16 protein-coding genes are annotated in these 14,437 nt (G+C 67.5%); 3 read left to right on the top strand and 13 right to left on the bottom strand.

Annotated features, from left to right (window positions below):
- Positions 1-29 precede the first annotated feature (29 nt).
- The 6 genes from A5758_RS07160 to A5758_RS07135 all read right to left on the bottom strand — a co-directional run bounded on the left by A5758_RS07160 (position 30) and on the right by A5758_RS07135 (position 6,123).
- A complete protein-coding gene (locus A5758_RS07160) occupies positions 30-1,457 on the bottom strand; it encodes an aldehyde dehydrogenase family protein (RefSeq protein ID WP_067738194.1) in 1,428 nt (475 codons plus the stop codon).
- A 131-nt stretch (positions 1,458-1,588) separates the two neighbouring features.
- Positions 1,589-2,515, bottom strand: a complete 927-nt coding sequence (locus A5758_RS07155; protein ID WP_067204789.1) for a class I SAM-dependent methyltransferase — start codon at positions 2,513-2,515, stop codon at positions 1,589-1,591.
- The gene (locus A5758_RS07150) at positions 2,515-3,447 is read right to left on the bottom strand and encodes a class I SAM-dependent methyltransferase (protein WP_156622527.1); all 933 of its coding nucleotides are present in this window, start codon (positions 3,445-3,447) and stop codon (positions 2,515-2,517) included. The genes A5758_RS07155 and A5758_RS07150 overlap by 1 nt, the downstream gene beginning before the upstream one ends.
- Positions 3,448-3,485: 38 nt before the next feature.
- A complete protein-coding gene (locus tag A5758_RS07145; RefSeq protein WP_067738185.1) occupies positions 3,486-4,427 on the bottom strand; it encodes a class I SAM-dependent methyltransferase in 942 nt (313 codons plus the stop codon).
- 74 nt (positions 4,428-4,501) lie between these two features.
- Positions 4,502-5,137 (bottom strand): TetR/AcrR family transcriptional regulator, encoded by a 636-nt coding sequence (locus A5758_RS07140; RefSeq protein ID WP_067204798.1) that lies wholly within the window; start codon positions 5,135-5,137, stop codon positions 4,502-4,504.
- A 2-nt stretch (positions 5,138-5,139) separates the two neighbouring features.
- On the bottom strand, positions 5,140-6,123 hold the full coding sequence (locus A5758_RS07135) for a pirin family protein (protein ID WP_067204802.1): 984 nt from the start codon (positions 6,121-6,123) through the stop codon (positions 5,140-5,142).
- 171 nt (positions 6,124-6,294) lie between these two features.
- Here A5758_RS07135 and A5758_RS07130 point away from each other — a divergent pair, with 171 nt between their 5' ends.
- Positions 6,295-7,713, top strand: a complete 1,419-nt coding sequence (locus A5758_RS07130; RefSeq protein ID WP_067738406.1) for a chloride channel protein — start codon at positions 6,295-6,297, stop codon at positions 7,711-7,713.
- Here the strand turns inward: A5758_RS07130 and A5758_RS07125 are convergent.
- Positions 7,710-8,255, bottom strand: a complete 546-nt coding sequence (locus A5758_RS07125; RefSeq protein WP_067738182.1) for a Dps family protein — start codon at positions 8,253-8,255, stop codon at positions 7,710-7,712. The genes A5758_RS07130 and A5758_RS07125 overlap by 4 nt on opposite strands.
- 94 nt (positions 8,256-8,349) lie before the next feature.
- Positions 8,350-9,261, bottom strand: coding sequence for a DNA-3-methyladenine glycosylase (locus A5758_RS07120; RefSeq protein ID WP_067738179.1), 912 nt, complete (start codon positions 9,259-9,261; stop codon positions 8,350-8,352).
- A gap of 51 nt (positions 9,262-9,312) precedes the next feature.
- Here A5758_RS07120 and A5758_RS07115 point away from each other — a divergent pair, with 51 nt between their 5' ends.
- Positions 9,313-9,711 (top strand): nuclear transport factor 2 family protein, encoded by a 399-nt coding sequence (locus A5758_RS07115; RefSeq protein WP_067738175.1) that lies wholly within the window; start codon positions 9,313-9,315, stop codon positions 9,709-9,711.
- Here A5758_RS07115 and A5758_RS07110 read toward each other — a convergent pair.
- From A5758_RS07110 to A5758_RS07095, 4 genes are read right to left on the bottom strand one after another with little or no spacing between them, the layout of a single operon-like run.
- Positions 9,708-10,088 (bottom strand): DUF427 domain-containing protein, encoded by a 381-nt coding sequence (locus tag A5758_RS07110; protein WP_067738172.1) that lies wholly within the window; start codon positions 10,086-10,088, stop codon positions 9,708-9,710. The genes A5758_RS07115 and A5758_RS07110 overlap by 4 nt on opposite strands.
- Before the next feature lie 59 nt (positions 10,089-10,147).
- Positions 10,148-10,963: a class I SAM-dependent methyltransferase gene (locus tag A5758_RS07105; RefSeq protein WP_067205016.1), complete on the bottom strand. Its 816-nt coding sequence runs from the start codon at positions 10,961-10,963 to the stop codon at positions 10,148-10,150.
- A 20-nt stretch (positions 10,964-10,983) separates the two neighbouring features.
- Positions 10,984-12,036, bottom strand: a complete 1,053-nt coding sequence (locus A5758_RS07100; protein WP_197503798.1) for an NAD-dependent epimerase/dehydratase family protein — start codon at positions 12,034-12,036, stop codon at positions 10,984-10,986.
- Positions 12,006-12,512, bottom strand: coding sequence for a nuclear transport factor 2 family protein (locus A5758_RS07095; RefSeq protein WP_067205020.1), 507 nt, complete (start codon positions 12,510-12,512; stop codon positions 12,006-12,008). The genes A5758_RS07100 and A5758_RS07095 overlap by 31 nt, the downstream gene beginning before the upstream one ends.
- 72 nt (positions 12,513-12,584) lie before the next feature.
- Between A5758_RS07095 and msrA the strand changes: the two genes are divergently transcribed.
- On the top strand, positions 12,585-13,097 hold the full coding sequence (msrA, locus tag A5758_RS07090; protein ID WP_046185495.1) for a peptide-methionine (S)-S-oxide reductase MsrA: 513 nt from the start codon (positions 12,585-12,587) through the stop codon (positions 13,095-13,097).
- Between the two features lie 11 nt (positions 13,098-13,108).
- Here msrA and A5758_RS07085 read toward each other — a convergent pair whose 3' ends face one another.
- On the bottom strand, positions 13,109-14,434 hold the full coding sequence (locus A5758_RS07085) for a cytochrome P450 (RefSeq protein WP_067738166.1): 1,326 nt from the start codon (positions 14,432-14,434) through the stop codon (positions 13,109-13,111).
- Positions 14,435-14,437: the final 3 nt, after the last annotated feature.

The following is a 14,437-nucleotide window of genomic DNA, read 5'->3' as shown; positions in this document are numbered from 1 at the left end:
ACGGCCTAGCAAGCGAATTGAAGCAGTGGTCAGAACATCCGACGGGCCATCTTGAAGGCCCGCGCCGTGTACGGCGGGTAGATGAAGCTGGACAGGTCGGGCCGGGTCGGCTTGGTCAGCACCGACTTGCGGTGGCTGAACTCCTCGAAGCCGTAGCGGCCGTGATAGGCGCCCATACCCGATGCGCCGACGCCGCCGAACGGCAGCTTGGCCGTCGACACCTGGAACGCGAGGTGGTTGACCAGCATGCCGCCCGCCGGCACCTGCTTGATCACCCGCTCGCGGGTCTCGCGCGTCTTGGTGAACAGATAGGCGGACAACGGCTTGGGCCGCGCGTTGATGAAACGTATTGCGTCATCAAGGGATTGGACGGTGATCACCGGCAGCACGGGTCCGAAGATTTCGTTCTGCATCAACGGCCCGTCCGGATCGGGGTCGACCACGACGGCGGGCTGGATGCGCAGGCTCGACGGGTCGCATTTGCCGCCGACGACGACCTTGCCGTCCCCGCCGGCCAGATAGCTGCTGATCCGGTCGAACTGACGCTGGTTGACGATCCGCATTCCGTTGGGCTTGTCCGACGTGAACTTCGTGATGGCCGCGCCGATCTTGCTCACCAGCTCATCGCGAATCTTGGCGTCCGCCAACACGTAGTCGGGGGCGACGCACGTCTGGCCGGCGTTCAGCAGCTTCATCCAGGCGATCCGCTTGGCCGCCACGTCCACGTCGGCGTCGGCCGCCACGATCACGGGGCTCTTGCCGCCGAGCTCCAGCGTGCACGGGGTCAGATGTGGGGCGGCACCTTCATAGACCTTGCGACCGATCTCGGTGCCGCCGGTGAACAGCAGGCGGTCCAGGCCCTGCGCGATGAGCTCCTGGCTGACCGAACCGTCGCCCTCCACCACGGCGATCGCGTCGCTGTCGAGGTATTTGGGCACCAGCTCGGCCATCAGGTGCGCGGACGCCGCGGCGATCTCCGAGGGCTTGAGGATGACGGCGTTACCCGCGGCGATCGCGCCGACGGCCGGCCCCAGCGTCAGATAGAACGGGTAGTTCCACGCGCCGATGATCAGCACGGTGCCGTAGGGCTCGTATTCGATCCAACCGCGGCCGGGGAGCTGCGGCATCTCGAGCAGCTGGTATTTGCGGCGCGTCCACTTGCGCACCCGCTTGGCCGCATACTTCGCTTCGCCGGCCGTGGTTGCGATGTCGGCGATGAACGCCTCGAACGGGCTGCGGTCGAGATCCGCGGCGAGAGCATCCGCGATCGCCCCTTCGTTCTCTTCCATCAGCTTGGCCAGCTGCAACAACTGCCGTTTGCGCCACTCGACATCGCGGGTGCGCCCGCTGGCGAACGTCTTGCGCAGCCGCGCGACGGTCGCGGGAATGTTCGCCGGCTGAGGTGTCGGTGCGCCGTTGGCGGCGGATGTCGTGGGTGTAACCGATTCGGTGGTCATCGTTGTCCTTCCCCTGCTTCGGTCATCCCGATGCGCCCGCTGCTCGTCGCACGAGCGCTCATGGGTGATAACCGCGATCCTAACCATCCGGTTGGGAGAGCAGTAGAAAGGATCTGACCCAGCGAACCGGCTCAGGGTTTGGATGCCGTCACGAAGCTGTTCGCGAACGGCCGGTCTTCCGGTTGCGGCGCACGGCCCAGCCGCTCGCCCTCGTCGCGCGCGCTCACCATGCTCGTGGTCCAGCCGTGCCCGGCGAACCACTCGGCGCAGTCGGGCCGGCCCTCATCGGAGAACCAGAGGTCGAAGGGGTTGAACGAGGTGTCTTGGCCGCGTGCTTCGCGCTTGGCCCGCAGTTCCTGCCACCTCTGCTCGGCCTCGCGGCGCTTCTCCTCGTCGACTCCGAAGTTCTCCACCGCCACCCGGGTGCCCGATCCGCTCAGCGCATCGATGGAGGCGAACAGCGCCTCCTGCGCCGCCGCGGGCAGGAATGGCAGCAGCCCCTCGGCCAGCCACGCCGTCGGCCGGTCCGCGTCAAAACCGGCGTCGCGCAAGGCCTTTGGCCAATCATGGCGCAAGTCCACGGGCACGGGCCGGCGGTCGGCGGTGGGCTCGGCGCCGTGGCTCGCCAGCGTCTCGGTCTTGTACTGGAGCACCTTGGGCAGATCGATCTCGTACACCACGGTGCCGGCCGGCCAGTCCAGCCGGTAGGCACGCGAATCCAGGCCGGCGGCCACGAGCACGACCTGCCGGATACCGGCTGCCACGGCGTCGGCGAAGTACGCATCGAAGAAGTGGGTGCGCACCGCCTGGTAGTTGATCATGTGGTTGGGGTCCGGGGCGTCACCACCGGAGTCGTCGTCCGGCTCGCCCGCCCACCAGGCCGCCACCTGCTCGCGGACTCCGGCCAGCTCGGGCGTGGAGACCAGCGGCTCGGCGAACTGGTCGCGGATGAGCGGTGAGTCGCTGGAGGTCTCGGCGGCGCGGGCCAGGGCGACCATCACCGCGGTGGCGCCGACGCTGGTGGCGATGTCCCAGGAGTCGTCCAGCGAGCGGGGCATTACAGCCGTTCGGCGATGACGAAGTCGGAGAAGGCGTCCTTGTCGTCTGACAGCGGGACGTTCTCAATCCAGCGGCCCAGCCGGCGCATCTCGTCCGTCGAGCGCTGCGCCTGAGCACGCCAGCCGTGGTTGTTCAGCCAGTCGGTGACGTTCGCCCGGTGGTCGTCGCGGTACATCAGCTCGCCGACGTCGACGGTCTCTTCGATGCCCAGCTCGTCGGCGACCTTCCTGAACCGCTCGCGCATCTGCTGCCGGCGCTCGTCGGCGTGCGCGGGCGCGGTTTCCGCCGAGACCCGGCTTCCGGCCGGGCTCAGTTCGCCGATCTGGGTGAACAACCGGTCCTGCGCCTCGGCCGGCAGGTACATCAGCAGGCCCTCGGCCAGCCATGCGGTCCTCGCCGTCGGGTCGAACCCGGCGTCGCGCAGCGCGGCCGGCCAGTCCTGCCGCAGGTCGATGGCCACCGCGCGGCGCTCGGCCGACGGCGTCACGCCGTTTTCCGCCAGCGTCGCGGACTTGTACTCCAAGACCTGGGGCTGGTCGATCTCGTACACCACCGTGCCGGCGGGCCAGTCGAGGCGGTAGGCGCGGGAATCCAGGCCCGACGCCAGGATTACCACCTGCCGGATTCCGGCGGCGACGGCGTCGTTGAAGTAGGTGTCGAAGAAGTGGGTGCGCACCGCCTGATAGCCGCGCATGTGCTCGAGCTGCGCCGCGGAGTCGGCGTCGAGGGATTCGATCTTGGCCGCGACGTCGGGGTCGAGCATGTGCTCCCACAACACCCCGGCACCGGCGTTGGTGACCAGAAGTTTGGCGTACGGGTCGCGGATGAGGGCGTCGGTCCGTTCGGTTTCGACGGCCCGGGCGGCGGCGACCATCACCGCGGTACTGCCGACGCTGGTCTTGATGTCCCAGGTGTCGTCGTGGGTGCGCAGTGAGCTCATTGAGTTGCTCCTTGATCCTCGGGCGGAAGTCAGGCGGTCGGCTCGCCGAGGTGCGCCCGCAGCAGCACGCTGCGCACGGCGTCTTCGGCCAGGTCTTCGGGTATCGGGCGGCCCAGTCGGGCCATTTCCTCGCGGTTGTCCACGGCCCGCACCTGCCAGCCGTGGTCGGTCAGCCACTGGGCCGCGTCCGAACGGTCCGGCTCGTGATAGGTCAGCGCTTGCACGTTGACGTCCAGGCCGAGCCGCTCCCGCATCCGCAGCCAGCGCTGCGAATTGCTCCGCGAGTTCAGGCCGAACGCCTCGATGGCGACCCGGCTGCCCGGGGCGCTGAGAGCGGTGAACATCTCGAACAGACGGTCTTGCGCGTCGCTTGGCAGGTACGGGAGCAAGCCCTCCGCGAGCCAGGCGGTCGGTCGCGTGCGGTCGAAGCCCGCCGCGGCCAACGCCGCGGGCCAGTCGTCGCGCAGGTCAACGGGGACAGGGCGGCGGCTCGCGACGGGGGCGGCGCCGTGCTGCTGCAGGATTGAGGTCTTGTATTCCAGCACCTTGGGCTGGTCGATCTCGTAGACCGCGGTGCCGTCCGGCCAATGCAGGCGGTAGGCCCTCGAGTCCAAGCCGGCGGCCAGGATGACCGCCTGCCGAATCCCGGCCTGCACGGCGTCGGCGAAGTACTCGTCGAAGAAGTGGGTGCGCACGGCCTGGTAGTCGATGCCGATCCGATGCGCGCGACGGCCCTGCTCGTCGCCGTCGAGCCACGCCAATTCGGGATCGGTGAGCCGGGCCCATGCCGGGCCGGCCGACGAGACCAAAACGCGGGCGAACTCGTCGCGGATCAACGGGTTGCTCCCGGCGGTTTCCGCCGCGCGCGACGCGGCGACGCCCAGCGCGGTGGCACCGACGAGTTCGGTGATGGCCCAGCTGTCGCCGGCAGATCTCAGGGAAGGCGGTAACGACGCGTCCACATCAGTCATGACGGGGCCATATTACCGGGATAAGTTAGTTAGCCTATACGCTTTGTGCGCAACTTCACTGCCCACGCGATGGGCTAGGCCTCCGGCCGCCAGAGCGCGCCTTCCATCAACTGCCGCAGCATTCCGGTCACGGCCAGCATCTGCTGGGGGCTCTCCACCCAGCCCGCGTACAGGCCGACGCCGCACATGATGACGACCAGCGACTCGATCAGCGCCGACGCGTCGACGTCGGCGGCGACCTCGCCGCGCTCGATCGCGTCCTTGACGACTCGATCCAGAAATTCCCGGACGGCCCGGACTGACTCGTTTTCGGTCTTGTTCCATTCCGGGTGCCGCTGCGACTCGAGCACCCCGGAAATTATCAGCGCCGATCCGGCGGGATTCTCCGAATTCGCTTGCACCGCGGAGGTGATGAACGCCGTCAGCTGCGCCGCCATAGTGGTCTCGCGGCTGGCCACTTTGATGCCGGTTCCGATGATGGCTTCGTTGGTTTGCTCCAATACCTCGCGATACAAGACGCGCTTGCTGGAGAAGTAATGGTTGATGGCGGGACGGGTCAGATCGGCGCGGGCCGCGATCGCCTGGAACGTGGCGCCGTCGTAACCGCGTTCACTGAACACCAGGCGGGCGGCCCGCATGATTCGCTGACGCGTCTCATCCGCCTTTGCGGCAGGGGGGCGTCCAGGCCTGCGACCCACCCCTGAAGACATCGTTAAAGTGTGCCACCGCCCCGGTGCGGCATTAGCGCATTTGGCGGAATGCTGCCGAACTTCCCGGCCTGGTAGTCCTGCACCGCCTCGACCAATTCCGCGCGCGAGTTCATTACGAAAGGCCCGTAGTGGAATACCGGCTCACGAATGGGTCGGCCGCCCAGAATCAGCACATCCATCGCGGTCTTGCGCGCCGATTCCTGCGCCGGATCGGCACCCACCGTGATCCGATCTCCGGGGCCCAGCACCGCCAATTGACTCTCGCGAATCGGGTGAGCAACCGGGCCGACATATCCGCTGCCGGACAACACATACACGAGCGCATTGAAATCGCGCCGCCACGGCATGTTGAGGCGGGCGCCGGTTTCGATCGTGGCGTGGGCGAGCGTGATCGGCGTGTGAGTGATCCCGGGGCCCCGGTGACCGTCGACTTCGCCCGCGATGATGCGGACCAGCGCCCCGCCGTCGTCGGACGAGATCAACTGCACGTCGCCACCCTCGATGGCCTGATACCGAGGCGGCGCGAACTTGTCTCTCTTCGGCAGATTCACCCACAACTGGATGCCATGAAAGAGGCCGCCACTGTCGACCAGTTCCGCGGGCGGCGTCTCGATGTGCAGGATCCCCGATCCGGCGGTCATCCACTGCGTCGCGCCGTCGGTGATCAGCCCGCCACCGCCGTGGGAGTCCTGGTGGGCGAACTTGCCGTCGACCATGTAGGTGACCGTTTCGAACCCGCGGTGTGGGTGCCAGTCCGTGCCCCTCGGCTCGCCGGGCTCGTACTCCACCGCGCCCATCTCGTCCATGTGCACGAAGGGGTCCAGAGCGGCCGCACTCACCCCGGCGAAGGCGCGGACGACGGGAAAGCCCTCGCCCTCGTAGCCGCGCGGCCCGGTGGTGATCGACCGGACCGGGCGCTCGGTGTCGGCGGGTGCGGCGACACCGACGCGGGGCAACGTCAACGTGTTGGCGGTGATAGCGGGCATGTGACCTCCGTAATGAGAACTACCCCGAATAACCGGACCGCGGTCCAGTTATTCCCCGGTGCGCCGACGTTGCGCTGCATAGGATGACCGGATGCTTGGGGGACCGGAGCCACGACCGCGCGTGAAGCCCGCGCCGTGACCGAACAGACGGACGACGAGCCCCGGCCCGCGGTGGCCCCAGCGGGCTCGGTGTCCGGCGCCGGCGGGCGGTTCGGGGCGTCGATCAGGAAGTCCGGCTACCTGCAGAAGTGGTTGCTGTTCGGCGTCACGATCGGCGTCGTCGCCGGTCTGGGAGCCGTCGTCTTCTACCTGGCGCTCAGGTACACCGGCGAGTTCCTGCTCGGTTATCTCGGGGGCTACCACATCCCGACGCCGCTGGGAGAGGGCGGCGGCGGTCGCGGCGATCCCGGTTTTCACCGCGCGTGGGCGATCCCGTTGGTGACGACGGCAGGAGCGCTGATCTCGGCCTTCATCGTCGCCAAGCTCGCCCCGGAGGCCACCGGCCATGGGACCGACCAGGCCATCGAGGCCGTGCACGGGGACCCACGCGCCATCCGTTTCCGGGCGGTGCTGGTGAAGATGATCGCCAGCGCGCTGACGATAGGGTCGGGCGGTTCGGCCGGGCGGGAGGGTCCGACGGCGCAGATTTCGGCGGGCTTCTGCTCGTTGCTCGCACGACGGCTCGACCTGCCCGATGAGGACGGCCGGACCGCGGTGGCGCTGGGCATCGGCGCCGGAATCGGGGCGATCTTCGCCGCGCCGCTCGGCGGTGCGGTGCTCGCCGCATCGATCACCTACCGCGACGATTTCGATTACCGCTGCCTGCTGCCCGGGTTCATCACCTCTGGCACGGCCTATGCGGTGCTCGGCGCGTTCCTGGGCTTCGACCCGCTGTTCGGCTACATCGACGCCGAGTACCGCTTCGAGAAGGCATGGCCGCTGCTGTGGTTCGTGGTCATCGGACTGGTCGCTTTCGCGGTCGGCTACCTGTACGCCCGCACCTTCCACGCCGCGGTGCGGCTCACCCGCCGGCTCCCGGGCGGCCCGGTGCTCAAGCCGGCGGTCGGCGGCCTCCTCGTCGGATTGCTGGGGTTGCTGATTCCCCAGATCCTCAGCAGCGGCTACGGCTGGGCGCAGCTGGCGGCCGACCGTGGGACGCTGCTGGGCATCCCGTTGTGGATCGTAGTCGTGCTACCGATCGCCAAGATCGTCGCCACGTCGCTGTCGATCGGCACCGGCGGATCCGGCGGACTTTTCGGGCCGGGAATCGTGATCGGCGCCTTCGTCGGGGCGGCGGTGTGGCGGCTGGGCGAGCTGTCCGGGCTGCCCGGGGTGCCGCACGAGCCCGGGATCTTCGTCGTGGTCGGCATGATGACGTGCTTCGGCAGCGTCGCGCGGGCGCCGCTCGCGATCATGATCATGGTCGCCGAGATGACCGGCTCGTTCTCGGTCGTGCCCGGAGCGATCCTCTCCGTCGGCATCGCGGCACTGCTGATGTCGCGCACCAACGTCACGATCTACGAATCACAGCGCCTGAACCGCGAGACCGCCGCGGCCGAGCGCGAAGGTCGGGCCGAGGACGACCGCTAGGAACGGCGCGCGCTGCTGGCGGCGTCCTTCTCGGTGGTCGTGCCCTCATGGGTCAACTGCCCGCCCGCGCTCTCCAGGTGCGCCCGGACGAACCACTGGAACTTCTCCAGGTTCCCGGCCTGATCGATCAACAGATCCTGGGTGACCGGGTCGAGCTCCTCGGTCTCCTCGATGTACTTGCGGGTGTCCTCGATGACGCCGGTGTAGACAAGGTCGAGCGCGGCCAGGTGAGCCTGAACGGTGTCGCGGCCGACGGAGTAGTCGTCCCAGGTGCGGTCTTTGATGATGGCTCCCGGCGTACCCTGCGGTGATCCGCCCAGGGCCGCAATGCGCTCGGCAACGTCGTCGGCGAAACCGCGGACCGCCTCGACCTGCGGGTCGATCATCTCATGCACACCAATAAAGTTGGGCCCCACCACATTCCAGTGGACATGCTTGAGCGTCAGGTGAAGATCGTTGTAAGTGCTCAGTTGCTTTTGCAGCAGTTCGGTCAGGCGCGCTCCCTGTTTGTCGGTGAGCCCCGGGATGGTGAACGGTGTCATCGATTTCCTCCGTTTCGCACACGGTCACGTCTTTGACGTTGGTTACCCCGTGACCGTTGCCGAAAACGCGGCGCCAACGAGGCCATGACCACGTTTAGAGGTCGCTGATGTGCTGCACCGGTAGCCGGGCGCCGCGCCGCGGTTCGTATGCCAGCCCGCTGGCCTCGAGCAACCGGACCACTCGGTAGCGGTGTGGTCGCATCGGCTCAAGCAGCTCGAGCATGCCCGCGTCGTCGACCGGGCGGCCCGCCAGCGTCCAGCCGATCATCTTCGGGATGTGATAGTCGCCGACCGAGAGCGCGTCCGCGTCACCGAACGCCCGTTGCGCGGTCTCCGCGGCGGTCCACTCCCCCACCCCCGGCAACGACATCATCGCCTCGCGCGCCTGCGCGGGCGGACGGGACGCCAGCCGTTCCAGCGCGGCGGCCCGTCGCGCACAGGTCACCACGGTCCGCGCACGTCCCGGGTCGACGTTGGCTCGATGGAACTCCCACGAGGGGATGTGCCGCCACTCGTCGGCCGACGGCGGCACCCGCAGTCGCGCCGGCGCCGGCCCCGGCGCCGGCGACCCGTACTTGGACACCAGCAGGCGCCACGACCGAAACGCATCGGCGCCGGGCACCCGCTGCTCGATGATCGCGGGGATCAGCGCCTCCAGCACCAGGCCTGTACGGCCGAGCCGCAAGTGCGGCACCCGCCGCTGCGCGGCGGCAACTATCGGGTCCCGGGGCACGAAATCGGAAGCGTCGTCCTCGTGGCCGAGCAGCGCGGGCAACCGTTCGACGAACTCCGGTGCGCCGCTACCCCACGCCACACAGTGCGCGGCGTTCGCGGCCACCCGGCCGATCCGCGCGGCGACGGGTCCGGTCGGCAGCAGGCTGGTCCGCCAGATCGTGCCGTCACCGGAAGCCTGAAAACACGGATCCCCGCGACCTCGGCGAAGGGGCGCCAACGTGTGCCCGAAGCTGACCGCCCCGGGGAACGTGACAGTGCGCGCGCTTTCCACCGACCAAATCTCCGATTGACCGTTAACGATGTGCCAAGTCAATATTGCGGTGTGATGACGCCGTTCGATGACCCGCAGGGCGAACTGGCTTGGATGTTCCTGCAAAGTACGAGCGACGGGGGCGACCTCGACGAGGGTTTTTCACTGCTCAGCGACGACTTCACCTACTGGTCGCTCGTCACGCGGGCTTCGTGCGACAAGGAAGCGTTCCGGCAAGCCATCGAGCGGCGCAAACGGGACCTCGAGCTGACCATCGACCTGGTGCGGTGTGTGAACGAGGGCGAGACCGTGGTGGTCGAGGCGCACGCCAGCGGCACCACCACCGGCGGCGTCGAATACGACAGCCCATTCGTCTGCATCTTCGACACCCGCGACGGCTTGATCGTCTCGATGCGGATGTACAGCGACACCCGGGCCCATGAGGCCGCGCTGCCGGGGTGGATCTTCTAGGACGCAGAAACGCTGATTTCGGCCTTGTTCGGGTAGAACGCGACATGCCCGGCGATCGCCGCGACCGCCGGATAGGGCTGCTCGTAGGTCCAGATCACGTCCTCCACGGTGTCACCGGCCGAGGTGGTCACGCTGTAATAGCTGGCCTCGCCCTTGAAGGGACAATACGTGCTGGTGTCCGTGCGGATCAGCCGGTCCTGCACCACGTCGCTCATCGGAATGTATTGCACCGCAGGCAAAGTGGCTTCACGCAATTCGAGCGCGGCCGCCGTGTCGGCGACCACCTCGCCGTTGACGCGCACCTGTACCCGCCCCTTCGTCGGCTCGATGGTGATCGGGTGGCCGGCACTGGGTTCTTTGATTTCGGGATGGCTCATGGTCTCCTCCTAGACGCCGATAAAGGATTCAACACGAGCCGGCGCCCGACACTTCCCGATCAGGGCGGCCCGAATGCGTAGCGGTGATATTGGGACATATTGGCCATGGCCGGAACCAAGGACATGGCCCGGCCCAGCACGTGGTAGACCCGCGGAAGTCGCTCGAAGGTCTCGGATTCGAACCACCGCACCCAGGAAAGTAGTCGAGTGCCGTGCACCGCCTGGAGGATCTCGTCCGGCCCGTCGATGCCCCAGCTCAACTTCGATCCGGACCGGCGCACCACCGGGTTCATCCATTGCGACTTGATACCCGTCCGGTTGAACGCGTCGAATTGCAGCTCGCCGTGTTCGAAGCGATCGACGACCCGTTGCAGCAGCGCTATGCCGTCCTGTTCGCGCAGATACATGGTCAGGCCTTCGGCGAGCATCAGCGCGGGCCGGTCGTCGGGTATCTCCGCCAGCCAGGCCGGATCGGTTACCGACGCAGCGACGACGTGGCAGTGCGGGGCAGCGGGGTAGAGCCGGGTGCGCAGTTCGGCGACGTCGGGGTAGTCGACGTCGTACCACTCCACCAGCGGGCTCGGCTGGAGCCTGAAATATCGGCCGTCCAGTCCGCCGCCCAAGTGCAGGACAACGGCGCTCGGATGCGCGTCGAGAAATTGGCGAGCCCACATGTCGAAGTGCGCGGCGCGAGTCGTCACCGACGATGAATTGCGGGCGGTGATAGTGGTCTTCGTCCAGTCGTACTCGATCCGCTCGACGACCTCCTTGGCATAACGGTCGCCCAGAATCGGGTTCGGCAGGTCAGCGTCGATCGCCTTTGCATACAGCGTCGCCAGCATCGTCTGCGGCGGCCCCTCGAGATCGACGCGTATTCGGTCCACGGGCCGGGCGCCTATTCGGACTGTGCGGCCGGGCTGGTCTTTCGCGGATTGCGCATCGCGGCCCAGAACCGGGCGGCCTCGCGGATCGACTCCTCGACCGGGCGCGGCTCCCAACCCAATTCGCGCTTGGCCTTGCCGCTGTCCACGTTGGCCTCGGCGCGCATCATGCGCACCGACGCGAGGCTGAGTTCGGAGTCCTTGCCGGTGAGCCGGGCCTTCAGGCTGCCCAGCGCGGAAAGGGCGTACAGCATCGGGACCGAAATCGAGCGTTGCGGCGCCGGCACCCCGGCCTCGTCGGCCGCGATGCGTACGACGTCGTTCAACGCGATCATCCGCTCGGAGACCAGGTATCGCTCACCGATGCGGCCGCGCTCGGCGGCCAGGATCATGGCCCGCGCGGCATCGTCGACGCCGACGACTTCCAGCTGGATGCCGTTCATTCCGAAGGGCAGCTTGCCGAAGACGGCGCCGGCGATGAAGGCACCGTGTGGCGTGCCGCCCCAGTCACCGCCGCCGTAGGTCGTCGACACGCACATCGCGATGGCGGGCAACCCCGCCTCGGCCACGTACCGCATCACCAGTTCTTCGGCCTGCACCCGCGACTGGACGTACGGGGTCTGTCCCCGCGGGCTGATCACGTCGTCTTCGGTCGCCACGTGGCCGTGCCGCCGGCCCACCGTCGCGTAGGTGCTCGTGAAGATGAACCTGCGCAGGTCGGGTTGGCTGACGGCGATATCGAGAACGTTGCGCAGGCCGTCGACGTTGGTGCGAAACAGCGGCGCGGGGTCACGCAACCATGCGCGGGTGTCCACCACGCAGTAGTAGACGTCGTCGACACCGTCCATCGCCTCGCGCAACGTGGCGTCATCGAAAACGTCGCCATGAAAACGGGTGAGCTCGAGGTCATCGATGGAGCGGGTGTTGGCATTCGGGCGCACCATCGCCCGGACCTGGAAGCCGTCCGCGACGAGTTGGCGGGTGACGTGCGAACCCAGAAAGCCGTTGGCGCCGATGACCAATTTGGGTTTGGTGCTCACTGAGATCCTCCGTATTGCTGCATCCATCTCTCGGCGTCTTCGTCGAGCGTGCCCAGCGCCTGGGCCTTGCGACACCACTTCATCCCGGCCTTGAGGAAACGCAGCGGGTTGTAGATGTCTTCTTCACGGCTCCACTGGCCGTCACCGGCGTACGTGATGATCGTGATGTTGGTAGCGCTGATGACGCTGCCGTCGCCAGGGTCGCGCATCGGGTTGTCCAGTTCGAGGATGACCCGCCCGGTGGGCTCGTCGATCACCGACCACAGCGTGGGGAACGCGACCATGTGGCTGCCGGGGAAGGTCGTCATCGTTTGCTTGATCCACTCGCGCACCTCGTCGCGGCCGCGCATCGTGCCCGCCGCATGCTCGACGTACTCGACGTCGGGCGTGTACTGCTCGACCCAGGCGTCCCAGTCGCGCGTCTCGGCGGCCCGGGCCACCGTCTCCTCGAACCTCTCGAAAGCTGCGGCCAGTTCGGTGCGGGAGAACGAACGGGGAGTCACTTCGCGGCACCGTTGCAGCTCATCGGCGGAGTGTAGCCTGGGCGGCATCGTGGCCCGTGAGGAGGACGAGCAATGGCAACCCAAAAAGCGATCCTGGCCGGCGGCTGTTTCTGGGGGATGCAAGAACTCATCCGCAAGCAGCCGGGTGTGGTTTCGACCCGGGTCGGTTACACCGGCGGCGACGTCCCGAATGCGACCTACCGCAATCACGGCACGCACGCCGAGGCCATCGAGATCGTCTACGACCCGGCCGTCACCGACTACCGCACCATGCTGGAGTTCTTCTTCCAGATCCACGATCCGACAACGAAAGACCGCCAGGGCAACGACCGTGGGCCCAGTTACCGGTCGGCCATCTTCTACCTCGATGAGGAGCAGAAGCGGATCGCGCTTGACACCATCGCCGATGTCGAGGCGTCCGGGTTATGGCCCGGCAAGGTGGTGACCGAGGTCAGCCCCGCCGGAGACTTCTGGGAAGCCGAGCCCGAGCATCAGGACTACCTGCAGCACTACCCGAACGGGTACACCTGTCACTACATCCGCCCGGGCTGGAAACTGCCGCGGCGGGCCACCGCGGACCAGTAGGCAGCTCCGGCTCAGCGCCGGTGCACGACGACCCGGCCGCCATCCTTCGGCGTGTAGGCAACGCCCCGGCCGTGCCACCGCTCCCCCGGCGCCGTCGTGGTCTCAAGGGTGAAGTGGCGCAACACCGTTCGCAGCACGACGTCCATCTCCATGTTGGCGAACGCTGCCCCCACGCAGCGGCGGGTGCCGCCGCCGAACGGGATCCACGCGAACGCCGACGGCTTGGTCCCGACGTACCGTTGCGGGTCGAAGCGCTCCGGATTCGGGAACACGTCGGGATTTTCGTGAATCCGCGCGATGCTCACCAGGATTGATTCGCCGCGGGGAATGACCCACTCCCCGAGTTGATAACGCGGCGGGTAGACGCGCCGGGCCGCGAAATCGATGACCGTCCGGGCCCGCTGGACTTCCAGGATGGTCGCCTGTCGCAGCTCCTGGCCGCCATTGTCGGCCTCCTCGACCAGGGCGGCCAACACATCCGGATGCCGCGTCAGCCGTTCGAACGCCCAGCCCAGCGTGGAGGCGGTCGTTTCGTGGCCGGCGGCCAGCAGCGTGAGCAGCTCGTCGCCAATGTCCTTGCGCGACATCGCCGAACCGTCGTCGTAGGTGCTGCGCAGCATCAGTGCGAGCACGTCGGAGCGCTCGTCGAAGTTGGGATCGGCCCGCTCGATCTCGATCAGCCTGTCGATGATGGTGTCGTACTGGCGGCGCCACTCGTCGAGCCGCCCCCACGGGGTGAAGCGCCCGTAATTGCGTTGCGGTTTCGGCATTGTCGCCATCCGTGAGCCCAGCGTGACCCACGGCGGGATGAGCCGGCGCAGCTCGTCGAGTTCGGCGCCTTCGGCCCCGAAGACGGCGCGCAGGATGGCGTTGAGCGTGATACGCATCATCGACGGCAGCGTCGGGAAGGCCTCACCCTCCGGCCAGCCGGCGGTCTCGCGCAAGGTCTCTTCTTCGATGATCGCCTCGTACTTCTTCATGCTCTTGCCGTGAAACGGCGGCGCGAGCAACCGCCGTCGCCGGCGGTGGTCCTCCCCGTCGAGCGCGAAGACGGAGCCGGAGCCGAACAGCCGGCTCAGGTTGGGCTGGATGTTGCCGAGCTCGTCAGGGCTGGTGGTGAAGATCTGCTTGGCCAGCTGCGGGTCGGCGACCACCACGACCCGGCCGTAGATGGGCAGGTTCAGGGTGAAGGCATCGCCGTGCCGACGAGCCAGCCGTTGAATCATCCCCCGCCGTGATACGGCAAAACCCAGCCCCTGCAACAGCTTCGGCAGCCGGGTTGCGGGAGGCGACCTGAGGGCGGTGGTGGCCGGCGAGGCGGTGACTACTTCACTCATAGC

The organism is Mycobacterium sp. 852014-50255_SCH5639931, from assembly GCF_001665605.1.
Classification (GTDB): Bacteria; Actinomycetota; Actinomycetes; order Mycobacteriales; family Mycobacteriaceae; genus Mycobacterium; species Mycobacterium paraffinicum.
Note: the sequence above shows the minus strand (reverse complement) of the source record. Positions and strands in the feature narration are given on the sequence as shown.